Below are 21,585 nucleotides of genomic sequence, written 5' to 3'. Positions count from 1 at the left end.
CCGTGCGGTGCGTGAGAACGGGCCGGACGGTACTCATACGACTTTAGGGTGTCAACGCGCGCCCGATGCTTTGGCAACTGTTTTCAAGAAGTCGCGGCGTTCCATTCAAACAGGGGGACATCACGGCGCTTGAAAACGGGGATCAGCAACGCCCCGACCGCAAATCCGCCCAGATGCGCCCACCAGGCAACCTGCCCTGTCGGGTCAAAGAACGCATTGGCAACCTGGAAGGCAAGCCAGGCGCCGATGACCCACAGCGCCCCGAGCCGCGCCGGGATACGCGCGAGGACCAGCACCCAGACACGCACGCGCGGATGCAGCATCAGATAGGCCGCCACCACGCCCGCCACGGCGCCGGAGGCGCCGACCAGCGGCACCTGCGTCGAAGGCGCCATCAGCGCGAAGGCGAGGCTCGCTCCCGCACCGCAGACCAGATAGAAAACAGCATAGGCGAGGTGCCCCACGGCATCCTCAACATTGTCGCCGAATACCCAGAGAAACAGCATGTTGGTGGCGAGATGCAGGAAATCGCCGTGAAGGAAGACCGACGAGATCAGCGTCACCGCCGTCGGCACCTGGGCATAGCCTTCCGGCAGCACCGCCGTTTCGAACAGCACGGCCGGGATCAGCCCGAAGGAGACGACGGATGACAAATAGCCGTCGATGACGAATCCCGACTGAAAAACCAGCCAGAACAGGACCGTGACACCGATGATGCTCCAGTTCATCACGGGAAAGCGGATGTACCGCAGCGGGTGGCCATCGTAGAGCGGAATGAACATCTTCCCGGTTCCTGCGGTTAGGGTTCAGCGACTTCCCGGCAAGCGAGGGCGTCACCGCTCTCCGCCCGGCACCCAGAGCACATCGCCGCCGGCGCCAAGATTTGCATGACGCGCGGCCACGAAGAGAAAGTCCGACAGACGATTGATGTAGCGAAGCGCGTCGGCGCCCACAGCCTCCGCCATGGCGAGTTCCGTCATCAGGCGCTCGGCCCGCCGCGTCACCGTGCGCGCCAGGTGCAGATGCGCCGCCGCCGCGCTCCCCGCCGGCAGCACGAAGGATTTGAGCGGCTGCAGTTCGGCGTTGATGACGTCGATGTCCGCCTCCAGCCGCGCCGTCTGGCTTGCGATGATGCGGAGCGGCTCAAATCCGCGGTTCACTCCATCGTCCGGCGTGCAGAGATCCGCACCGAGATCGAAAAGATCGTTCTGGATGCGTACGAGCATGCCGTCGAGCAGGCCGGTCGTGTGAAGACGCGCAAGGCCGATAGTGGCATTGGCCTCATCCACCGTGCCATAGGCGGCAACCCTCAGGTCATGCTTGGGCCGGCGTTCGCCTGTGCCGAGCCCCGTGGTGCCGTCGTCACCGGTGCGGGTGTAGATCTTGTTGAGCTTGACCACGCCGCGCCGCGATCGGATCAGAAGCGATAGCCGACCCGCACGCCGTAATTGGTCAGGCCGCGGTTGCTGTCGCAGATGCCGGCGTTGGATAGATGCTCGATGCTGGCCATCACGCTCCAGTTGGTGGTGACGCGATAGCCGATTGAGCCCGCTTCCCGGAACAGGGGGGAGCAACCGAGGTCGCTGCGATCGTTCGGCACGATGTCACCGGTCTCGCCGTCATGGATGGCGCCGCCGAAGCTGCCCTCGATGAAGATGCGCTGGGTGATGTCGGCCGTCCAGGTGAGGCCTGCATAGGCATGGCTGGTGTCGCCGGCTGTATTGACCGTGCCGCCAAGGTGGAGGCGCGGGCTGAGCCAGGCCCAGCGCGATAGCGGATTGATCAGCGGCAGGCGGGAGGACAGGATCTCGCCGTTGATGTCGACCGAACCCTCCTCCGGGCTGTCGGGGTCATGGGCGAACACGCCAAGCCGCGCTTCCTCGAACAGGCGCCATGTTGCCGCCGGCGCCTCGCCGTACATCGGCACCTCAGGTGCCGGAACGTCCGCCGCCTGGGCTATGCTGAAAGATGCAAGGAAGCTAATGGTGGCGAGGCAAAGACTGTGGCGCATGTGTGGCGACTCGCAAGAAAAGATGCACCTGCCGGGTAACATGCTTTTGACGCGATCGCGAGAGCCAATTGAAGGCTCGATTCGTCATGCGCGGCAGCGTTGCCTCACGGCAACGTTCAGGGCCCTGAGGATGCGAAATAGAGGGCGCCGAGCATGATGAAGAGCGCGAGCGCCTGCAGGATCACGCGCCAGCGCATCAGATCCTGCGACCGCTCGGGTGACCCGCCCTTGGCCATGTTGAGAAGGCCAAGCAGCAGCACGCCGGCAACCGCCAGCACCGCCGCGGGAATGAGAAAGTAGAAGGCAAAGCTCATGATGGCCTTCCTATAGGGGATCAGGCGTTCATCCACCAGATCGTTGCGTTGAGCAAACCCGCGTAGCACACCCAGAGGATATAGGGCAGGAGCAACAGCGAAGCGATGCGGTCGATGGGGCGGAACAGCGCCATCGTCGCCGCGATCGCGATAATCAGCGCCGCGATGACCGCCAGCCCCAGCGCGGGATTCTGCTGACCGAAGAAGGCGAACGACCAGCCGATGTTCAGCAGAAGCTGGACCATGAAAGCGCCAAGCGCCAATTGCCGCTGGCGAGGCTCGGCGGCGCGCGTCGCCACCCGCCACAGGGCGATAGCCATCAGGATGAAGAGTGTGGTCCAGGCGACGGGGAACGCCCAGTTCGGGGGCGTGAAGAACGGCTTGGCCAATGTCGCGTACCAGCCGAGGTTGGGCGTCGTCGCGATGGACCCCAGCCGCGCCGCGGAAAAACATAGGGCGAAGGCGAGGACCAGGGACCCTATGGATCGAACCGGCCCTGCGGGTGCGGACATATCAGCCAAGGCGGTCTCCTTTGCCGGCGGCGCTCATCGGACCGATAGAACCTTTTCGATGTCGCCAAGATCGCGTGTCGTCAATGTCTTCGGAACCTCTCCGACGATCCGCCGCGTCACTTCCTGATGCATTTCCTTGCGCAGCACGCCCAGAAGGTTCGGCCCCGCAACCACGACAAGCTGATCGAAGACATTGTCGTTGGCCGCCTTGAACAGCCGTTCCGCCACATCGGCGGCAAAGCCGTCCTCTCCGGAGGACTGCAGATCGCTCTGCGTCACCGCTCGCCGCTCCGAACCGGAGTTGTCCTCTTCCAGCGCCGGATCGATTGTCAGGTTCAGATTGATCGCATCTCCCTTGTTGCGCAGGAACAGCGCCTTTTCGCCGTCGGCCACGAGAACCAGAGCATTATAGGGAATACGGACATCGGACATCGCGAACCTCCTGGGGCATGTGTTTCCCCCGCACCGGGAAAACGCCTCTTCGCCAATGCCGTTCCTTTGTTTCCAGCCCAGCGGGTCAACGCTTGATCGACACTAGGGCGACGCCAAAGCTCGCCACGACCATGCCGCCGAGTTGAACGGGGCTCAGCACCTCGCCGAACAGCGCCCAGGCCATCAGCGCCGTCACACCCGGCACCAGGTAGAGAAGAGCCGAGACCTGCGCCAGCGCCCCTCGCCTGATGAGGCCGAGCAGCAGAAAGATGGCTCCCACCGAGATGCCGACCACCGACCACAGCAGCCCCACCATCGATTCCACCGTGATATCGAAGCGCATGGGTTCTGTCAGGGCGGCCACGGCCACCGTCGGCACGAGCGCGGCGGCATATTGGACGGCGGCCATGGCCCTCAGATCGCCGGTTGCGCCTGTCCGCTTCTGCCAGATGGTGCCGGCAGTGATGGCGAGCACTGCGGCGATGCCGGCGAACAAGGCCACCGAAGGTATGCCGCCCGTGGAGACCGCAAGGCGCGGCGCCAGCACGAGGGCGGCGCCAATGAAGCCGGCCGCGATCCCCCACCACTGACGCCTGGTCACATGTTCCCCCAGAAGCGGCGCGGCCGCCGTTGCTGTGAGAAGAGGCTGCAGCCCCGCCAGGAGGCCCATGACACCGGCGGGAAGACCATGGGCAACGGCCCAGAACACCAGCCCCAGATAAACCCCGTGCAGAAGGATGCCGGCCACCGCCGCATCGAAGAGGGCCCTGCCGCGCGGCCAGGGTGCGCCGGCCGCCAGGGCCATGACGGTCAGAACCGTCAAGGCCCCCACATAGCGCACCGCGAGAAAGGTCAGCGGGTCGGCATGGGGGGCGATCAGCCGGGCCGTGATGAAGCCGGACGACCAGAGCACGACGAAGGCCGCGGCGCCGGCGAAGGCTGCTGATGGCCAAGGCCTTAAGGCCGTCCCGGAATTCCGCGTCATACGCGATACCTAAAATTAAAGGGAACGATGCAGGATGCCCCGCAACAAGCAGTGTCTAGCGGGGGTAAGACTTATGGTTGAGCAGGACGAGGGCCGTCCGGCGGCGGGGCAGAACACGACATGGCTGTCGCGCGCCGTGAAGGTGTCATCCATTCGCGGCCGGATTGCAATCCTTGCCGCTATTCCCGTACTGGCGCTGCTTGCTGCCGGCGGGACTTTCTGGTTTGGCCAGCAGGCCGTGCAATCGGCGGCCGAACGTTCCATCGGCTACGGAAGACTGGTCCAGCACGCCTCCGACCTCAGCCGCAATGCCGTGGGCATGAGCGCCGTAGTGGATGGTTTCAGGGCCGAGCCCAACACCGAAGCGCGCGAGGCCTTTTCTCACCTCCTGGCTCGTAACGCGGAGCTGGTGGCTCAGATGCGCCGCGACTTCGGCGACGAGATGGGGGCCGCACTGGCCCAGTTCGACAGCCACGCCGCGCCGATCACCGCCACCTTCGACCGCCTCTACGCCGCCCGGGAACGGCTGGGCATGACCGAGGACCAGGGGCTGCGCGCTCAGTTGGTCAAGGCCGGTCTGGCTCTGGACAAGAGCTTCAACGACCTTCGGGAAAACAGCGATCTCACCTTCTCCGAACTGCCGGCCGCCAAGGATGCCCTGCGGCTCAGCGAAAAGGATTATCTCCTGTCGCGCAGCCGCAAGCGGGCCGAGCTCTTCGCCGCCAACATGAAGCGCTTCCGGGCGGAAACCGAGGCTGCATCGGTCCCGCCCAGCCGCCGGAACGAACTGGCAAAGGCCGGCGAGGCTTATGAGAAGGCCTTCAATGAAGCCAGTGCCGCCCATGCCGATCTGGAGGCGGCCGCCACAGCGCTGCTGGCGCAGATGTCCGTTCTTCCCCCCACCGCTGACGGCATTGTCGCGCAGGCGCTGGATGGCCAGACTCAGGCTGCGGAAGCGAGCGCCCAGGCGCGCCGTCTGACGCTTCTGGTCGCGCTTGGAGTGATCGGCGTGGCCATCGTCCTGTCCGCGCTCCTCAGCATCCTGATCGGCGGCTCCATATCAAAGCCGCTTGGCCGCATCGCCGAGGCGCTCGGCAAGATTGATCGGGGCGAGACCGACATCGATATGAGCGGCATCGGATCGGGCGGCGAGATCGGCCGGATGGCCCACGCCGTCACGGCCTTCCGCGACAGCGTGATCGAGCGTGAGCGCTTCAATGCCCAGCAGAAGGAGCTGACCGCCAGCGAGCAGAAGCGCGCGGCACAGCTCAAGGAACTCATCCAGGTCTTCGAGACACGCGCGGCGGCGACCGTGGGAGAGGTGCGCTCCGCGGTGGACCAGCTGCATCTTGCCTCCTCCGGCCTCGTGGACAGCGCCGCTCAGGTTTCCGGAGAAGCGCGGTCCGCCTCCTCCGCCGCCAATGGCGCCTCGCACAACGTCACCGCCGTGGCTGGTGCCGCCGAGCAGCTGGCCATGTCGATCCAGGAGGTTGCCAGCCGCGCCGAGAATTCGAGCACCGTTGCCCATCAGGCGGTCACCGAGGCACAGAAGACGGTGACCACCATGGAGGAACTGGCCCAGGCTGCGAACCGGATCGGCGAGGTCATCACGCTGATCCAGGCCATCGCCGCCCAGACCAACCTCCTGGCGCTCAACGCCACCATCGAAGCCGCGCGAGCCGGGGAAGCCGGCAAGGGCTTTGCCGTCGTGGCGCAGGAGGTGAAGTCGCTGGCAAGCCAGACCGCCAATGCCACCGAGGAAATCGCGCGCCAGATCAGCGCGATCCAGGACAGCTCCGGCGAGGCGACCATGGCCATCGAGCGCGTCAACGCCATCATCGGCGAGATGTCCTCGATCACCGGCGCCGTGGCCGCCGCGGTGGAGGAACAGTCGAGCGCCGTGCGCGCGATTGCCGCCAACGTCGCCCAGGCCTCCGCCGATGCCCAGTCCGGCGCCAGCGCCATGGACGGCGTCGGCAGCGCGGCCGACAGCGCGCGCACGACGGCCGAGGGAGTGGCGGAGCTGGCCGGTGCCTTGCAGCGCGAGGCTGAAAGCATGGACAATGCGGTGCACACCTTCCTTGAGGGTGTTCGGGCGGCGTAAACTCCTCCGTTGCCCCGCATCGAGTGCCGGTGGCGAGGCGAGGTAAACCTCGCTCCGGCGGACCCCGCTCCGCCGGAGGTTCGCTTGACGTAAGGCCCTGGCGCCATAAAACATCGTGGAGATTCGGTGGGGATCAGCCCATCGCCGAATTCTGCCCGGCAGACGTCCGCGCAGGCTTTCTTCAGACCCATGAGGCGCGGGTGACATTATCGCTGATGGGACGGGCCTGGCGTCTGGCCCGCGACGTGGTGCTTCGTTTTATCACCCATGACGGCTGGGCCATCGCCAGCCATGTCACCCTGGCGATCCTTCTGGCCATCTTCCCTTTCCTGATCGTCGTTACGGCCTTCGCCAGCTTCCTCGGCACCGTCGACGTGGCGCAGGAAACCGTAGCCCTTGTTTTTGAAGGCTGGCCCGCGGCTGTCGCCGAGCCTCTTGCCAACGAGATCGCCCGGGTGCTGACGGGCCGGCGCGGCGATCTCGTCACCATCGGTCTTGTGCTCACGCTCTGGGTCGCCTCCTCGGCGGTGGAGGCCATGCGCGCTGCCCTGGTGCGGGCTTATGGCGTGACCGATCCGCGCCCGTTCTGGCTGACGCGGGTGCAAAGCATCATCTTCGTCCTGATCGGTGCCATCGGCCTCATGCTGGTGGCCATCGCCATCGTGCTCTGGCCCACGGTCTGGAACATCCTGACAGCCGCCCTCCCCTGGCTGACCCAGATGCAGGGTGTCTTCACCGGCCTGCGTTATGGCGCAACCGGTCTTTTCCTGATCGTCACGCTGACGCTCGCCCATCTGTGGCTGCCCTACGGCCGCCGGTCGGCGAAACGCGTTCTGCCGGGCGTCATCTTCACCATACTGCTGTGGCTGACAGCAGCGGCCATCTTCGGCATCTGGATCGCCAATTTTGCGGATTACGCCTCCACCTATGCCGGCCTTGGTAGCATCATGGCGGCCATCGTCTTTCTCAACGTCAACGCCACGGTCTTCGTGCTGGGCTGCGAACTCAACGCCGTGCTCGCCGACCGCCGCGCCGCGCGCAGTGAGTTGCGCGGCGAGGAGCGCGGAACGGCCGCCGTTGTCGGCGGGCCCTGACGCACTAGGTAAGGTTCTCGATCATCACCCAAGGAGGACTATCAATGGCTCGCAAGGCAACCGCCGTCTGGACCGGCTCGGGCAAGGAGGGCTCCGGCAAGCTCTCCGGTGAAAGCAAGGCCTTCACCGACCTCAATTACTCCGCCACCACCCGCTTCGGCGAAGGCGTGACCGGCACCAACCCGGAAGAGCTGATCGCCGCCGCTCATGCCGGCTGCTTTTCCATGGCCCTCGCGTTCGCGCTGGGGGAAGCAGGCTACACCCCCGACGAGCTGCGCGCGGAAGGCGCCGTCACTGTGGTCAAGCAGGATTCGGGCTTCACCATCACCAAGAGCCAGCTCACATTGAACGCCAAAGTGCCCGGCATATCTGAGGATGAGTTCCTGAAGATCGCCGAAGGTGCCAAGAAGAACTGCCCGGTTTCCAAGGTACTGAACGCAGAGATAACCCTGGACGCCAGGCTGAACGCCTGACCACGGCGGTACGCTTTTTCGATGTGGCGCGGCAAGCGCCACATCGAACCGGCCTGACAGCTGGATCATCGCGCTCGCGATACAGCGCAGGCCTTTGTCGCCGTTCCAGCCAAACCGCAACAGCCATTTCAGGCCGATCAATACTTCATAAAGCATATTTGCACGGGTCATACCCCTTTCGGCCACGAGAATTTACTGGTCTAGCGTCAACTTACCCATCGTTAACCTAGTACTCCTCCCTTAAGACGCTGTTCACCATCTTTGTTTATCAATGCAGCCTGTCTTGATCGAAAGACAGGCTGACGGGACAGCTCCAGTACCCGCAGCAGGCTGCGAAAATGGACTGCGAGGGCATCGGGACGTGACGTCGATGAGGCGGAGCTTTTGGGCGAGACGGACAGGTGCCGCGTTGGCGGTTTTCGCCACCTGCAGCGCCGCCGTTCTGCCCGCTCTCGCGCAGCAGGCCATCGAGCGCAATGTGCCGGAAGCCCCCGTTGTGCCACAGCAGAACCTGTCGGTGCCGCCCCCCGCCTATGACACCGCAGACACGGAACCCTTCGGCGTCGACCTCAAGGGCGTGCGGCTGATCGGTCCTGCCGAGGATGTTTCAGCCAAGGTGCCCGGGGGAATTTCGGTAGGGAACGTCAAGGGCATTGATCCAGCCGCCATTCGAGAGGCCCTGACCCCCTTCATAGGAAAACCGCTGTCGCGCGGGCTCCTTGGGCAGATGCAGGCGGCGGTCACGCAGGTTTATCGCAGCGCGGACTATTTCTTCGTCTCCGTCACCGTACCCCCGCAGGAGATCACCGCCGGCATCGTTCAGCTGCGCGTGGTGGAATTTCGCGTCGGCGAAGTCACGGTCTCAGGCGCCAAGGGTGACCGGCAGCCGCCGCTGGAGAAGAACATTCGCGCCGCCGGCGAGGAGCGCATCGAAGGCCGCCAGATCGCGGAGGATCTGGAATGGCTGAACCGGACCCAGTACCGCCGGGTGCAGGGTGAGTTCTCGCCCGGCGAGGATCCGGCCACCAGTCGGCTGAGCCTCCGGGTCACGGAGGCGAAACCTTGGCAGATCACCGGTGGCTGGTCCAACAGCGGCACGCGGATCTCAGGCCGCGACCGCGCCTTTATCGGCGGTGGTCTCTGGCTACCCTGGCTCAACGACACCACACTCTCCTATCAGCTGACGACCAACGAGGATGTGCTGCGCAAGCCCTCCCGCGTGCGGCTGGAGGAAGGCGACATGCCACGCTACCTCAGCCACGCCGGCCGCATCACCATTCCGACGCTTCCGCGCCAGGCGCTCGAGCTGGCGCCCAGCTATGTCTCCATGTGGCAGGATGCCGATCAGTTCATTTCCTTCGACAACGAGGTCTTCGAACTGCCGGTGATCTACCGCTCGGCGCTGTCGAACCTCATGCCGGGCATCTACTTCGGCGACATCTATGCCGGTGCCGAGTTCAAGTTCCTGACCCGCAAGACCTATTTCGCCGATGTCGAGGTCGCACAGGGCAAGGCCGAGATCGTCAACTTCATCGTCGGCTGGTCCCATGCGCTCACCGATCGCCGCGGGCGTACGTCCTTCGACATCAGGGTCAAGGGCAATCCCGGCGGCATCCTCAGCGAGAACACCGACGAGACCTGGCGGATGTTCAGCGGCGGACGCATCACGGACATCAACTATTTCTATGCCGCAGCCGATATCACCCGCGTGACGCCGCTGCCCAAAGGTTTCGGCTGGGTCAGCCAGCTCTCGGCCGTCGGCGCTTTCGAGGCACTACCCGACACAGAGCGCATGGCCATATCGGGCTTCTACATGACGCGCGGCTACGGCATCGACGATACGACCATCGACACCGGCTTCGTCTGGCGCAACGAACTGCGCCTGCCGACCTTTGCCGCGCTGACGCATCTCAACCTCGGTATACGTGACGGCTTCTCGCCCTTCGCCTTCTTCGACCTCGGCCACGGCCGCGATTTCTTCCTTTCGGAGAATTTCACCCTCGCCAGTATTGGCGCCGGTTTCGACTACGCGCTCAATGGCAATCTCAATGCCAATTTCGTACTTGGCTATGCGCTGAGGGACGCGGGCGAGACCGAAGCGGGCGACTGGAACGTCCAGGCCCGCGTCGCCGTCAATTTCTAGCGCCGCCAACAGCCGCGGCCTCCAGCCAGCTAAGATGGATCAGACGGCGAGACGCCGTTCACCCAGCACGTCGTCGATCGCGCTCCACAAGGCGCGGACGGAGATCGGCTTGGTCACCACCGCACGCGCGCCGGCGGCGAGGAAATCATCGATCTCATGGGCGAAGGCGCCGGCGGTCAGACCGATGATCGGCACCCGCGCCCGCTCGTCCGGCAGCGAACACAGAGCCCGTGCGGTGGAAAGTCCATCGAGGATGGGCATCTTCTTGTCCATCAGGATCAGGTCGTAGTCGACCTGCGCGATGGCCTTCAACGCCGAGGCGCCGTCGCCCACCATGTCATGGGCATGGCCGAACTGATCGAGAATGGTGCCGATCACCACTCGATTGATGGGATTGTCCTCGGCCACGAGGATGCGCAGCTGCCCGTCGTTGCGCAGCGGCGCGGCGTCATTGGCGGCGGGAAAGGCCGGTTGATAGGCAGGGTCACGTTCCAGCGCGACGGAGAAGCCGACGCTGGCGCCGCCCTGCGGCAGATTTCCGGCAAAGGCACCGCCGCCCATGGCTTCGGCAAAGCCGCGCACCAGCGCAAGCCCGAGACCGGCACCGCCCTGCGCGTACACTCCCTGCGTGAAAAGCGCGAACAGGTCTTCCGGATCATCGCCCGCAAAGCCCGGACCGGTGTCATTGACGACAAAGGTGACACAGACCCGATTTTCGCTGTCGGGCGCCGAGGTGACCTGAAGGACGACCTCACCTTCATGCGTGACCTTCAACGCATTGTCGGTGATGTTCTCGATCATCTGCCGCAATCGAACCGGATCACCGAGGAGATGGTTGGGCACACCCGGAGCCATCTCGATGCGAAAGGCAATGCCTTGCGCGGCCGCACGCGCCGAGAAGGGAGCGCCGAGATCGGAGAGAATTTCACCGAGGTCGACCGGCCCCATCTCGAGCCGGGGGCTGCGTTCCTGAAGGCGCGCCACGTCGAGCACATCGGTGGCCACTGCATGAAGGTGGCGGGCGGCGGCGCGCATGGAGTGTATATATTGCCGCTGCTCATCGGAGAGCGGCGTGTCCAACAGCCGGTCGGCCAAGGCCAGCATGCCGTTGAGGGGCGTGCGCAATTCATGCGCGACACCCGCGATACGGCGTTCCAGGGGAGCAACCGGCTCGTCATCCGGTACAGGCATGATCAGGGCGCCTTTACCGCGCATTAGATGCTTCCGTTTCGACTTAAGTTCGCTGCCCCGTCATATCTATGACATACCGAGTCTTGCAGTGCGGTTAAGCCGATCATTGACGCGAGGGTCTGTCGTGGTTAGCGATCAGTTTCCCTGCGCCCCGTCTTTTTTCTTTTCCCTCCCCCATGACCGACATCCTCGCCATCATCCTGCCCGTCTTCGGCTTGATCTTCCTCGGCTTTTTCGCCGTGAAGACAGGCATCTTGTCGCCCAGCACCGGTGAGGGCCTGTCCGATTACGTTTTTGCCCTGGCTGTTCCGGCGCTTATTTTTCGCACCCTGTCCACAAATTCCCTGCCCAACACCAGCCCCTGGGGCTACTGGATCGCCTATTTTGCGGGGGTGGCCGTGGTCTGGCCTCTGGCCATGCTCCTGGCGCGCCGCGTGTTCGGCCGATCCAGTCAGGAAGCCGTGGTGCACGGCTTCGCCGCTGGACAATCGAACACCGTTCTGGTCGGCATCCCGCTGATCCTGGCCGCCTATGGCGAGGCCGGAGCCGTGCCGCTGTTCCTGCTCATCGCCATCCACCTCCCGGTGATGATGACGCTGGGAACCCTCAACATGGAAGCGACCGGCGGCATCAGCCGCGCCGGCTTCCTGCGCCTGCTCCGCATTCTGGCCACCCACCCGATCCTGCTCGCGCTCATCGCCGGGTTGATTGCAAGCTGGCTCAGCCTGTCCATTCCGGAGACGGCCCGGACCATCATCGACGGCCTCGGCGCCTCCGCCTCCCCCGTGGCGCTGGTCGCCATGGGTATCACCCTCGCGCGCTATGGCCTGAAAGGCGAAATCGCGACAGCGACGACACTCACCTTTCTGAAGCTCATGGTCCATCCTTTCGCGGTCTGGATCCTGGCGCATTTCATCTTCGGATTGGAACCGGTCTTCACGGGCGTTGCGGTGCTCTTCGCGTCCATGCCATGCGGCATCAACGGTTATCTTCTGGCGGCACGCTACAAGACCGGTGAAGCGGTGGCCTCGGGCGCCATCACCATCTCCACGGCTCTTTCCGTGATCACCGTGGCGTTCTGGCTCTGGGTTCTCGGCGTCGGCTGACGCTGGAAGCCGGAGGCGTCAGGCGCTGCGCGCCTGCAGCCGGGGCGCCTCTTTCACCGGCAAGCCCATCAGCGCCTCGCCGAAATAATTTCCCTGGAGATAGTCGATGCCGAGCGCGATCAATTCGCGGGCGATGTCGGCATCATCCACGCACTCGGCCACGGTTTCAAAGCCGACGTCACCGGCAAGGCCGATGATAGCCTTGATGAAGGCCCGGTCATCGGTGGAACTCAAAAGGTCGCGGACAAAGCCACCGTCGATCTTGACGAGATCAACACCGAGCTGGCGCATCACCCGAAACGATGTCTGGCCTGCACCGAAGTCGTCGATGGCCATCCGTATGCCGGACTGCTGCATCTCGCGCACGAAGGTTGCCGATTGCAGCAGATCGTCGATGGCGGCGGTTTCTGTGATTTCGATCATCAAGCGCTCGGCCGCCCCCGGGATAAGCACCGAGAGGCTCGCCAGCAACGTGCGCCATTCAGGGTCTTCGATGGTCTGGGCGGAAACATTGATCGCGATCCGCAGGTCATGGCGCTGGTCGAGAACCGTGAACGCCAGTTCCAGCACGCGCAGGTCCAGCATGGATATCACGCCAAGCCGCTCGGCCGGCTGGATGTACCGCTGGATGCTCTCCGCGCCGTTGGGTGTCTCGATGCGGGCGAGCGCCTCATACCATGCCGCTTCCTGGTCAACGGCCCGAACCACCGGCTGAAAAGCAAGCGAAAGCCGCCGCTCGTTGAGCGCGGTGATCAGGTCCTGGGTGAGCGTGAAGTCGAGCCGCCGCCGCTCCTCCCGCTCAGGATTGGGCACATAGACACAGCAGCCGCCGCTGCGACGCCCGCGCGCCTCGATCATGGCCTCGCGGGCACGCATCATCAGCTCCCCCGCCGTCCGGGCATAGCGGGGAGCGGTCGCGCCTCCCAACACCACCTGCGCCGAAATGGACCCCGACGTCGTTTCGACCGGCGCTTCGCGCACCGCATCCAGATAGCGCCGCATGGCGACCTCGAGATCGCCCGCCTTGCAATTGGCCAGCACCACCACGAAGCTCGTGGTGGAATAACGGCCGATGGCATCCCCGCTGCGCATGCGCGACCGGACGCGTTTTACCACGCCCTCGATCAGTTGATCCGACACCTCGATGCCATAGGCGTCATTGATGGCGCCCAGGCCCTCGATGCTGACGAAGACGAGACCGCAGGAACCCTGGATGCGCTTTGCCTCGCTCAGGATATCGTCGAGCACCTCCAGGATTCGGGTGCGGTCGAGCGTTCCCGTCAGCGGGTCGGCGCGTGACAGCACGGCCCGGCGCTGTTCGGCCTCCAGCCGTTCGGTGACGAGGCGCAGAATTCCTTCAGCCCGGATCGGCTTTCCCCCCGGACCGCCGAACCAGCGGCCGATGTCTTCCACCCAGATGCGGCGTGAGATGCCGCCCTGCGAAACGCGAAGCGGATAAACGATTTCATAGCGCACGCCCTCCCCGCTGTCGGCAAGCGCCGCGCCGAAGATGGCGGAGTGCCGCGCCACCATGGCGTCGGGATCGACCAGTTGCGCATAGGCTGCGCCCGTGGCCATCAGCTCCGGACTTTGAACACCGAGAACGGCATGTGCGCCCGAACTCCATTCGATGGCGTCGTCCACGATATTCCAGGCGTAGACCGCCTCGCCAAACGCACTCAGAAGAACTGGCAACCGCTGCGTCAGCCCATGAGCCGACGCCAACGCCGCGGTGAATTCGGTCATACGTTCTGTCCCCCGACACATCGACCTACCGACACGAGGGACTATCGACTTAAGTCTTTAACATCAGGTCCGCTCCCCGTTTGCCATTTCGAGCAACCGCGTTAGTATTTTGTTAACCAATGGTCGCCCGCCGCTGGCACGGGCTTTGCGACACATGGGTGACACAGCCAATGCGTGTCCCAAATTGGGACGGGAGCCGTAAGGAAATGATCGTGACCCCCATTTCGGCCCAGCTTTATGTTCCGCGACGGGACCGCGAGACCCCTCGGAATCTGGGCGATGAGGGCTATCGACTCGATGACACCGTCGAGGTGATCGAGGTGTCGCCCGTCCGGGCAAGCCGTCAGCCTTCAGACGCTGCGGTGGTCGCACAGCTCATGGCGACGCAGCTCGACGCCCCCCAGACACGCCGCCTGCGGCGCATCGAGAGCGCCGAAGGTGCTGCGGCCTATCGCTCGACGCGCGATGGCATTGCTCGCGCCCGCGCGGCGGCGGTGGCCATGCCGTCGTGGAAGGTCTGACAACCGGCACAACTTGCAGTAGCTTTTCAAAACATCACCCAGCCGGGCCGCCTCACCGGATTCGCAATAAAAAAGCGCCGCGAAAATCGCGGCGCTTTTGATTCGAGGCAGGCGATGAGATCAGACGTCGCTCTTGGGAGCGAGGATCTGGCGGCCGCGATACATGCCGGACTTCAGGTCAATGTGATGCGGACGGCGCAGTTCGCCGGAATCCTTGTCTTCGATGTAAGCGGACGCCTTCAGCGCATCGGCGGAACGGCGAAAGCCACGCTTCATGGGCGAGGTTTTCCTCTTGGGAACGGCCATTGTAATCTTCTCCGTGAGCGGCACGGCGAAACGCAAGGGCCAACGGCCGACAGACGCATCGCACGTGAAATCTGGCGGGGCTCATAACATCCTCCACGGCGAAAGACCAGAGGTCACGCGCCGATTCCTGCGATCAAAGATCGAGGCAGCCCACATATTCGCCGGACTGCCGCGCGCGGGCGGCAATGGTGTTCGCCCAGCTTCGCTGTCCACGCGTGGGCTTGGCCGTATCGCGCACGATCGGATTTGGCAGCGCGGCCGCCATCAGCGCCGCCTCGCGCGGACCGATGTTCTTGGCCGCTTTGCCAAAGCCGTGCTGCGCGCCGGCCTCGGCGCCGAAAATGCCATCAGGACCCCACTCGGCGATATTAAGATAAACCTCGATGGTGCGCCGCTTGGTCCAGACCAGGTCGATCCAGGTGGCGAGCACGATCTCAAAGGGCTTGCGGATATACGCCCCGCCCGGCCACAGGAAAAGATTCTTGGCCGTCTGCATGGCGATGGTGGATGCACCGCGGCTGGGCACGCCGTCTTCGGCGGCATCCAGGACGTCCTGGATGGCCTTCCAGTCCACCCCGCCGTGGAAGCAGAACTGGCCGTCCTCGGCCGTGACCACCGCGCGCGGCAGATGCGGGCTGATCTCCTCCAGCGGCACCCAGTCGCGGCTCACCGGCTGGAAGGTCAGCCAACGCCCGACCATCAGGGTCGAAACCGGCGGAATCACGGTGTAGACGAGGGTGAGAATGAAGGGTACCGCCATGATCGCGATTACGGCAAGGCCTATACGGCGTATCATGCGTCTGCGTCTCAAGCGCCCATCCAACTGCTTGACGCGCCTGTTCCCGTCGGGCACGCCGTCCACATACATCGTCACGAGGTCAGCTTCCCTTGTCCATACACGATCTTGTCTCCCGGATGGACGCAAATGCGTCTTCCCTGGAAAAGGTTCTCGACGACATCCTTTCCAGCAATCTTCGGGAGAATGAGGCAGAACGTCCGGCGCGGCTCCTGGAGGCCATGCGGCATGCGATCTTAGGGGGCGGCAAGCGCCTGCGCCCCTTCCTCCTGATGGAGACCGCCCGCCTGTTCGGCGCCGCCGACGAGGGCGCGCTGCGGGCGGCGGCCGCCGTCGAGCTCCTCCACGGCTATAGTCTCGTCCACGATGACCTGCCGGCCATGGACAACGACGATCTCAGGCGCGGGAAGCCGACGGTGCACAAGGCCTTCGATGAGGCGACCGCCATTCTGGCGGGCGATGCACTGCTCACTCTTGCCTTCGATGTGCTGTCGGACGAGGCGACGGAACCCGATCCACGTCTGCGCATCGACCTTGTCCGCGCCCTCTCCCGGGCAGTCGGCATCGGCGGCATGGTGGGGGGCCAGATGCTGGATCTCGCCGCCGAGGGGCGTTTCTCATCGACGGAAGCGGCCTTGACGGAGGATAAGATCGCCCAGCTTCAGGCCATGAAGACCGGTGCCCTTCTTGCCGCCTCGGTGGAAATGGGCGCCATACTGGGTGAGGCAAAGCCTGAACAGCGTCTCGCCCTCACCCATTTCGGCCGCACGCTCGGTGCCGCCTTTCAGATCGCCGACGACCTTCTGGATCTTGAGAGCACCGCCGAGGTGCTGGGCAAGGCCGCGGGGAAGGATGCAGGACAAGGCAAGGCAACGCTCCCCTCTCTCTGGGGCGTCGAGCACGCGCGCCAACATCTCAGCGCACTCGTGCGCCATGCCGAAGAGGCCTTGCACGATTTCGGGGAAAATGCCGACGTGCTCCGCGCCACCGCGCATTTCGTGGCGGAACGCAAGAGCTGAGGAGAACGAGGGTTATTCGGCGGCGTCGCGGCCGACGCCGAACCGGCGCGCCACGTAATCTTCCACCATCACCTTGAAATCGGTGGTCAAGGTGGGCCCGCGCAGGGTCGCCACCTTCTTGCCGTCGATGAAGACAGGCGCCGTCGGCTCCTCGCCGGTGCCGGGCAGCGAAATGCCGATGTCGGCATGTTTGGACTCGCCCGGTCCGTTGACGATGCAGCCCATGACCGCGACCTTGAGCACCTCGGCGCCCGGATAAAGCGTCTTCCACTCCGGCATCCGGTCCCGCACGTAGGACTGTACGTCCTGCGCCAGCTCCTGGAACACCGTGGAGGTCGTGCGGCCGCATCCCGGACAGGCCGCGATCAGCGGGATGAAACTGCGGAAGCCCATGGTCTGCAGAATCTCCTGCGCCACCTGCACCTCCAGGGTGCGATCGCCGCCCGGCTCCGGCGTCAGCGAGACACGGATCGTGTCGCCGATGCCCTGTTGCAGCAGCACGCCCATGGCGGCGGAAGAAGCCACGATGCCCTTCGACCCCATGCCAGCCTCGGTGAGGCCGAGGTGCAGGGCGAAATCAGAGCGTTCCGCCATCATGCGATAGACCGCGATGAGGTCCTGCACCGCCGACACCTTGGCGGAGAGGATGATCTTCTCACGGCTCATGCCCAGCTCGACCGCACGCTCGGCGGCGATCAGCACCGACTGCACAAGCGCCTCGCGGGTGACGTCGCGCGCGTCCATCGGGTTGGCGCTGGCGGCGTTCTCATTCATCAGCCGCGTCAAGAGTTCGCCGTCGAGCGAGCCCCAGTTGCCACCGATGCGCACAGGCTTGTCGTTCGCCATGGCGATCTCGATGATCTGGGCGAAATGCTTGTCTTTCTTGTCCTTGAAGCCGACGTTGCCGGGATTGATCCGGTACTTCGCCAACGCCGCGGCACAGGCTGGATGATCTGCCAGAAGCTTGTGGCCGATGTAGTGGAAGTCGCCCACCAGCGGCACGTTGATGCCCATGCGCTCGAGCTTCTCGCGGATGATAGGCACCGCCGCCGCCGCCTCGTCCCGGTCCACCGTGATGCGCACCAGCTCCGATCCGGCGCGCCACAGTGCCGCCGTCTGCCGCACGGTGCCCTCGATGTCGGCGGTGTCGGTGTTTGTCATGGACTGGACGACAACGGGTGCTCCGCCGCCAACCGTCACCTGGCCGACGCGAACGCCGTGGGTGATCCGACGGTCCGAGCGATGCGATGTCATGTCCATGGACAAGAAGCCTTGTTTCCCTGAAACCGCTATGGGGTGCCAGAGGCCCGCCACCACGTCAACCAACCTTAGCGCCTGATCGCGACGGTTTGACGATCATGAGGCACCATCAGCAGGTGGGGGATGCGATCACGATCGGCAACCCCGTAAAGAGGGTGGCGCCCAGCGCGGCGGCGTTCGCGCCCAGCGAAAGGCGTTGGCCGAAGCCCGCGTCCTGGCCGCGCGCGAAACGGACATCGCCGATCAGGATCGCGCCCCCGAGGGCCAGGTGGGCCAGCCACAGGATGAGGAGAACGGCGAGCGTAACGGCCGGGCCGAGACCCCAGGCGCAGGCGAGCGACAGCGTGCCATAGAGCAGGGACAGAGCCGATGCCCAGATCAGGAAACCGGCAATCGCCCTCAATCCGCTGGTCATGTCATCACCATGGGAACGACAAGGACGAGCACCATGGCGATCAGAGCCGTCGCGAAGGTGTAATCGTGCCAGTGCTGGGCGATGACAAGGTCGAGCCGCCGCGCGGCCGACACATAACCCGTCTTGCTGCGGTAGAGCCCATAGGCGGAAAAGATCACGCCTACGGCGGCATGGACGAGGCAGTAGACGACCAGCGCCGCCGTCACCGCGGCATAGGCGTGCCGGGTGGGATCAGGCAGGACGCTCATGAAGAAGAGCGCCGCCGCAGCCACGGCCATCAGGCCTGTTGCCGCGGCGAGGAGCAGGGATCGTTCGCGCGGCGTGGCATCATCGCCGGAGCGGATGGCGCGCCGCGTCAGCATGGCGGAAGCGCCCAGGCCTGCCATGAGCGCGAAAGCCTGCAGCCATCCGCCGGAGATGAGATCGGCGGGGGGCCAGGCCGGCGCCACCACCCAGAGGAACAGGAGCGCGAAGGCAAGACTCCCAAAGAGGATGCCATCGGCAAGAAGCGCGAAGATCATGGCCCAGCGCGAGGGCGGATAATCCGCTTCATAATGGGCAAGGGCACTTTCGCCTCGCCCGATCTCTAATGGTCCATGGTCGCGCTGAAGGCCCATGCCCTTGGTCCAGCGCAACAACAGCCCAACCGTGACAATGAGCCCGATGCCGCTCAGCCAGTAGAGCTTGAAGAGGAGGCCGAGGAAGAACACGCCGGTCGCAAGGGCCGTCCACAGTGGCAGGAAGGTCCGCCTTGGCAGCATCACGAGGTGGTCGATGTCGCCTCCGCCTGTGGAGACGCTGAGCACCTCCATCCAATTGTTGCGGGCAAAGCCGAGGTAGCCCTCTCCAGCGGCGAGCTTTCGCGGCAGATCAGGATCGTCCTCGAGCGGTCGGCGGCTGCCGACGACGGGAAGGGAGGCGAAGGCATAGCTGGTGGGCGGCACCGGCGTCGCCCATTCCAGCGTCTCCGCCCGCCATGGATTGCGCCTTGCCCGGCGCCCGTAGAGCATTTGCAGCGTCACATCGGTGGCAAAGAGGGCAAAACCGATGGCCATGAGGAAGCCGCCGACGGAGGAGATGAGATTGAGCGTCTCCCAGCCGAGCTCCGCCGGATAGGCCTCGATGCGCCGCGGCATGCCGCGAAGGCCGGTGAGGTGCATCAGGAAGAAGGTGACGTTGAAGCCGATGAAGATCAGCCAGAAGGACACATATCCTAGGTGATACGATGTCTCGCGCCCGGTCAGATGCGGCAGCCAGTAATAGGCCGCCGCCAGCATGGGGAAAATGAAACCTCCAACCAGCACATAATGCAGATGCGCCACCACGAAGTGGGTGTCGTGAGCCTGCCAGTTGAACGGCACCACCGCCAGCATGACCCCGGTGAGGCCGCCGAGGACGAAGACGAAGAAGAAGCCGAACAGGAACAGCATCGGCAGAACGCGCTGCGGACGACCGGCCATCAGTGTGCCGAGCCAGGCGAAGATCTGCACCCCTGTCGGAATGGCGACCAGCATGCTGGCGGCCGAAAAGAACGCCTGCCCAAGATGCGGGATGCCGACGGTAAACATGTGATGCACCCAAAGCCCGAAGCTGAGGAAGCCAACCCCGATCACGCTCACCACGATCCAGTTGTGGCCAATCAGCGGATGGCGTGCCAGCACCGGCAGGATCATGGAGACGGCGCCGGCCGCCGGGAGGAAGATGATATAGACCTCCGGATGGCCGAACAGCCAGAAGAGGTGCTGCCACAACAGGGCGTCGCCGCCGCGCGTGGGATCGAAGAAAGGCCAGTCGAAGGCCCGCTCCACCTCCAGCAGGATCGACCCCAGGATCAGCGGCGGAAAGCCCACCAGCATCATGAGCGCGGTAACGAGGAGATACCAGGCCATGATGGGCATGCGCGCCAGCGACATGCCCGGTGCGCGCAGCTTCAGGATCGTCACCACGATCTCGATGGCCGCCCCGATGGCCGAGATCTCCACGAAGGTGATGCCGATCAGCCAGACATCGGCATTGATGCCGGGGGAATAACGGCCAGAACTCAAGGGCGTGTACATGAACCAGCCGGCATCGGGAGCCACACCGGCGAGAAGCGCCAGGATCAGGATCGAACCGCCGAAGACATAGCACCAGAAGCCATAGGCGCTGAGGCGGGGGAAGGCGAGATCGCGCGAGCCCAGCATCTTGGGCAGGAGATAGAGAGCCATGCCCTCGAACATCGGGATGGCGAAGAGGAACATCATCACCGTGCCGTGCATGGTGAAGATCTGGCCGTAGATCTCGGGGCCGATGAAGGTGCTTTCCGGCGTCGCGAGCTGCACGCGGATGATCATCGCCAGCAGGCCGCCGATGGCGAAGAAGATGAAGGCCGCCAGCATGAAGCGCCGGCCGACGACGGTGTGGTTGACCGCCGACAGCCGCGCCCAGCCCGGAGGCGTGCCCCAGATACGCGACAGCTCCTTGTGAAGGCGGATCGGCGATATCTCCCCGCTCATGGCGCCGCTCCGGCCATGCGGCGGTCATAGGCCGCTGGCTCCAGTGCCTCGACCTCGAAGGACATACCGGAATGCCCGGTGCCGCAATATTCCGCGCATTGCCCGCGATAGATGCCCGGGACGTCCGCCGTGAGCCGGACCACATTCACATGGCCGGGAATGGCGTCGATCTTGCCGCCGAGGCGCGGGATCCAGAAGCTGTGGATGACGTCTTCGCTGGTGACGCGCACATCCACCGCCCGGCCGGTCGGTATGATCAGCCGGCCGGAGCTCTCAAGCCGACCACCGGTCCGGAACTCCCAGGAGAACTGGCGTGAGACGGCATCGATGGTGATCGCTCCCGGCGCGGACCCGCGCGGCAGCAGTTCCTCGCCCCGCAGCAGGGCGTAGACCAGGAGCACGCTCAAGACGACGACCGGAAACGCGAAGCCGCCGACGCCGATCCAGAGCCTTTCCCGCACCGGTCCCCTCTCGTCACGGCGAACGAAGGCGACGAGGAACAGGATGATGACCAGCGCGAGGATGGCAGCGGCACCGGCCAGCATCATCCACCACAGATGGGCCACGGAGACAGCGTTGGGCCCCGCCGGATCGAGCGTGGAGAGCGGACCGCTGCATCCGCCGCCCATCGCGGCTGCGGGCAGCATGAACCAATACCGGGC

The 21,585-nt window shown here is 64.6% G+C and carries 22 protein-coding genes; 7 read left to right on the top strand and 15 right to left on the bottom strand.

The window, feature by feature from the left end; translation table 11 throughout:
- Positions 1-83 precede the first annotated feature (83 nt).
- The 7 genes from IEV58_RS14995 to IEV58_RS14965 form a co-directional block, all read right to left on the bottom strand.
- A complete protein-coding gene (locus tag IEV58_RS14995) occupies positions 84-782 on the bottom strand; it encodes a rhomboid family intramembrane serine protease (protein WP_188410612.1) in 699 nt (232 codons plus the stop codon).
- Between the two features lie 51 nt (positions 783-833).
- The gene (locus IEV58_RS14990) at positions 834-1,400 is read right to left on the bottom strand and encodes a cob(I)yrinic acid a,c-diamide adenosyltransferase (protein ID WP_188410611.1); all 567 of its coding nucleotides are present in this window, start codon (positions 1,398-1,400) and stop codon (positions 834-836) included.
- 17 nt (positions 1,401-1,417) lie between these two features.
- Positions 1,418-2,011 (bottom strand): acyloxyacyl hydrolase, encoded by a 594-nt coding sequence (locus tag IEV58_RS14985; protein ID WP_229729499.1) that lies wholly within the window; start codon positions 2,009-2,011, stop codon positions 1,418-1,420.
- A gap of 116 nt (positions 2,012-2,127) precedes the next feature.
- Entirely contained in the window at positions 2,128-2,325 is a 198-nt protein-coding gene (locus tag IEV58_RS14980; protein ID WP_188410693.1) for a twin transmembrane helix small protein, read from the bottom strand.
- Positions 2,326-2,345: 20 nt separating this feature from the next.
- The gene (locus tag IEV58_RS14975) at positions 2,346-2,837 is read right to left on the bottom strand and encodes a TspO/MBR family protein (RefSeq protein WP_188410692.1); all 492 of its coding nucleotides are present in this window, start codon (positions 2,835-2,837) and stop codon (positions 2,346-2,348) included.
- A gap of 33 nt (positions 2,838-2,870) precedes the next feature.
- Positions 2,871-3,269, bottom strand: coding sequence for a host attachment family protein (locus IEV58_RS14970; protein ID WP_188410610.1), 399 nt, complete (start codon positions 3,267-3,269; stop codon positions 2,871-2,873).
- 85 nt (positions 3,270-3,354) lie between these two features.
- Positions 3,355-4,254, bottom strand: a complete 900-nt coding sequence (locus IEV58_RS14965; protein ID WP_188410609.1) for a DMT family transporter — start codon at positions 4,252-4,254, stop codon at positions 3,355-3,357.
- Between the two features lie 73 nt (positions 4,255-4,327).
- Here IEV58_RS14965 and IEV58_RS14960 point away from each other — a divergent pair, with 73 nt between their 5' ends.
- The 4 genes from IEV58_RS14960 (at position 4,328) to IEV58_RS14945 (ending at position 10,068) form a co-directional block, all read left to right on the top strand.
- Positions 4,328-6,358, top strand: a complete 2,031-nt coding sequence (locus tag IEV58_RS14960) for a methyl-accepting chemotaxis protein (RefSeq protein WP_188410608.1) — start codon at positions 4,328-4,330, stop codon at positions 6,356-6,358.
- 200 nt (positions 6,359-6,558) lie between these two features.
- Positions 6,559-7,452, top strand: coding sequence for a YihY/virulence factor BrkB family protein (locus tag IEV58_RS14955; RefSeq protein WP_188410607.1), 894 nt, complete (start codon positions 6,559-6,561; stop codon positions 7,450-7,452).
- A 44-nt stretch (positions 7,453-7,496) separates the two neighbouring features.
- Positions 7,497-7,925: an OsmC family protein gene (locus IEV58_RS14950; RefSeq protein ID WP_188410606.1), complete on the top strand. Its 429-nt coding sequence runs from the start codon at positions 7,497-7,499 to the stop codon at positions 7,923-7,925.
- Between the two features lie 409 nt (positions 7,926-8,334).
- Entirely contained in the window at positions 8,335-10,068 is a 1,734-nt protein-coding gene (locus tag IEV58_RS14945; RefSeq protein ID WP_188410605.1) for a ShlB/FhaC/HecB family hemolysin secretion/activation protein, read from the top strand.
- Positions 10,069-10,107: 39 nt separating this feature from the next.
- Here IEV58_RS14945 and IEV58_RS14940 read toward each other — a convergent pair whose 3' ends face one another.
- Complete coding sequence (locus IEV58_RS14940) at positions 10,108-11,259, bottom strand: ATP-binding protein (protein WP_188410604.1); 1,152 nt, start codon at positions 11,257-11,259, stop codon at positions 10,108-10,110.
- A gap of 176 nt (positions 11,260-11,435) precedes the next feature.
- On the opposite strand from IEV58_RS14940, the gene IEV58_RS14935 reads away from it, so the two are divergent.
- Positions 11,436-12,365: an AEC family transporter gene (locus tag IEV58_RS14935; RefSeq protein WP_188410603.1), complete on the top strand. Its 930-nt coding sequence runs from the start codon at positions 11,436-11,438 to the stop codon at positions 12,363-12,365.
- 18 nt (positions 12,366-12,383) lie between these two features.
- Here IEV58_RS14935 and IEV58_RS14930 read toward each other — a convergent pair whose 3' ends face one another.
- Positions 12,384-14,111 (bottom strand): GGDEF and EAL domain-containing protein, encoded by a 1,728-nt coding sequence (locus IEV58_RS14930; RefSeq protein WP_188410602.1) that lies wholly within the window; start codon positions 14,109-14,111, stop codon positions 12,384-12,386.
- A 212-nt stretch (positions 14,112-14,323) separates the two neighbouring features.
- Here IEV58_RS14930 and IEV58_RS14925 point away from each other — a divergent pair, with 212 nt between their 5' ends.
- Entirely contained in the window at positions 14,324-14,632 is a 309-nt protein-coding gene (locus IEV58_RS14925; protein WP_188410601.1) for a hypothetical protein, read from the top strand.
- 120 nt (positions 14,633-14,752) lie between these two features.
- Here the strand turns inward: IEV58_RS14925 and rpmF are convergent, their stop codons facing one another.
- Together rpmF and mtgA are read right to left on the bottom strand one after the other, a co-directional pair.
- The gene (gene rpmF, locus IEV58_RS14920; RefSeq protein WP_188410600.1) at positions 14,753-14,938 is read right to left on the bottom strand and encodes a 50S ribosomal protein L32; all 186 of its coding nucleotides are present in this window, start codon (positions 14,936-14,938) and stop codon (positions 14,753-14,755) included.
- 133 nt (positions 14,939-15,071) lie between these two features.
- The gene (gene mtgA, locus IEV58_RS14915) at positions 15,072-15,734 is read right to left on the bottom strand and encodes a monofunctional biosynthetic peptidoglycan transglycosylase (protein ID WP_229729498.1); all 663 of its coding nucleotides are present in this window, start codon (positions 15,732-15,734) and stop codon (positions 15,072-15,074) included.
- A 92-nt stretch (positions 15,735-15,826) separates the two neighbouring features.
- Between mtgA and IEV58_RS14910 the strand changes: the two genes are divergently transcribed.
- Complete coding sequence (locus IEV58_RS14910) at positions 15,827-16,753, top strand: polyprenyl synthetase family protein (RefSeq protein WP_229729497.1); 927 nt, start codon at positions 15,827-15,829, stop codon at positions 16,751-16,753.
- A 12-nt stretch (positions 16,754-16,765) separates the two neighbouring features.
- Here the strand turns inward: IEV58_RS14910 and ispG are convergent, their stop codons facing one another.
- From ispG to coxB, 4 genes are all read right to left on the bottom strand, one after another.
- Positions 16,766-18,013 carry a flavodoxin-dependent (E)-4-hydroxy-3-methylbut-2-enyl-diphosphate synthase gene (ispG, locus tag IEV58_RS14905; protein WP_188410599.1) on the bottom strand — a complete coding sequence of 416 codons (1,248 nt, stop codon included), beginning with the start codon at positions 18,011-18,013 and terminating at the stop codon, positions 16,766-16,768.
- Between the two features lie 109 nt (positions 18,014-18,122).
- Entirely contained in the window at positions 18,123-18,428 is a 306-nt protein-coding gene (locus IEV58_RS14900; protein WP_188410598.1) for a hypothetical protein, read from the bottom strand.
- The gene (ctaD, locus tag IEV58_RS14895; protein WP_188410597.1) at positions 18,425-20,923 is read right to left on the bottom strand and encodes a cytochrome c oxidase subunit I; all 2,499 of its coding nucleotides are present in this window, start codon (positions 20,921-20,923) and stop codon (positions 18,425-18,427) included. The genes IEV58_RS14900 and ctaD overlap by 4 nt, the downstream gene beginning before the upstream one ends.
- Positions 20,920-21,570, bottom strand: coding sequence for a cytochrome c oxidase subunit II (gene coxB, locus IEV58_RS14890; RefSeq protein WP_229729496.1), 651 nt, complete (start codon positions 21,568-21,570; stop codon positions 20,920-20,922). The genes ctaD and coxB overlap by 4 nt, the downstream gene beginning before the upstream one ends.
- Between the last annotated feature and the right edge of the window lie 15 nt (positions 21,571-21,585).

This window comes from Agaricicola taiwanensis (assembly GCF_014635245.1).
Lineage (GTDB): Bacteria > Pseudomonadota > Alphaproteobacteria > Rhizobiales > Methylopilaceae > Agaricicola > Agaricicola taiwanensis.
The sequence above is the reverse complement of the archived record's forward strand: the minus strand, read 5'-3'. Positions and strand labels throughout refer to the sequence as shown.

Excerpts from the sequence above, each read along its gene's own strand:
- IEV58_RS14995 (WP_188410612.1), bottom strand. The coding sequence starts at position 782 with ATGTTCATTCCGCTCTACGATGGCCACCCGCTGCGGTACATCCGCTTT.
- IEV58_RS14985 (WP_229729499.1), bottom strand. The coding sequence starts at position 2,011 with ATGCGCCACAGTCTTTGCCTCGCCACCATTAGCTTCCTTGCATCTTTC.
- IEV58_RS14980 (WP_188410693.1), bottom strand. The coding sequence starts at position 2,325 with ATGAGCTTTGCCTTCTACTTTCTCATTCCCGCGGCGGTGCTGGCGGTT.
- IEV58_RS14975 (WP_188410692.1), bottom strand. The coding sequence starts at position 2,837 with ATGTCCGCACCCGCAGGGCCGGTTCGATCCATAGGGTCCCTGGTCCTC.
- IEV58_RS14970 (WP_188410610.1), bottom strand. The coding sequence starts at position 3,269 with ATGTCCGATGTCCGTATTCCCTATAATGCTCTGGTTCTCGTGGCCGAC.
- IEV58_RS14965 (WP_188410609.1), bottom strand. The coding sequence starts at position 4,254 with ATGACGCGGAATTCCGGGACGGCCTTAAGGCCTTGGCCATCAGCAGCC.
- IEV58_RS14960 (WP_188410608.1), top strand. The coding sequence starts at position 4,328 with ATGGTTGAGCAGGACGAGGGCCGTCCGGCGGCGGGGCAGAACACGACA.
- IEV58_RS14950 (WP_188410606.1), top strand. The coding sequence starts at position 7,497 with ATGGCTCGCAAGGCAACCGCCGTCTGGACCGGCTCGGGCAAGGAGGGC.
- IEV58_RS14940 (WP_188410604.1), bottom strand. The coding sequence starts at position 11,259 with ATGCCTGTACCGGATGACGAGCCGGTTGCTCCCCTGGAACGCCGTATC.
- IEV58_RS14935 (WP_188410603.1), top strand. The coding sequence starts at position 11,436 with ATGACCGACATCCTCGCCATCATCCTGCCCGTCTTCGGCTTGATCTTC.
- IEV58_RS14930 (WP_188410602.1), bottom strand. The coding sequence starts at position 14,111 with ATGACCGAATTCACCGCGGCGTTGGCGTCGGCTCATGGGCTGACGCAG.
- rpmF (WP_188410600.1), bottom strand. The coding sequence starts at position 14,938 with ATGGCCGTTCCCAAGAGGAAAACCTCGCCCATGAAGCGTGGCTTTCGC.
- mtgA (WP_229729498.1), bottom strand. The coding sequence starts at position 15,734 with ATGATACGCCGTATAGGCCTTGCCGTAATCGCGATCATGGCGGTACCC.
- ispG (WP_188410599.1), bottom strand. The coding sequence starts at position 18,013 with ATGGACATGACATCGCATCGCTCGGACCGTCGGATCACCCACGGCGTT.
- IEV58_RS14900 (WP_188410598.1), bottom strand. The coding sequence starts at position 18,428 with ATGACCAGCGGATTGAGGGCGATTGCCGGTTTCCTGATCTGGGCATCG.
- ctaD (WP_188410597.1), bottom strand. The coding sequence starts at position 20,923 with ATGAGCGGGGAGATATCGCCGATCCGCCTTCACAAGGAGCTGTCGCGT.
- coxB (WP_229729496.1), bottom strand. The coding sequence starts at position 21,570 with ATGCTGCCCGCAGCCGCGATGGGCGGCGGATGCAGCGGTCCGCTCTCC.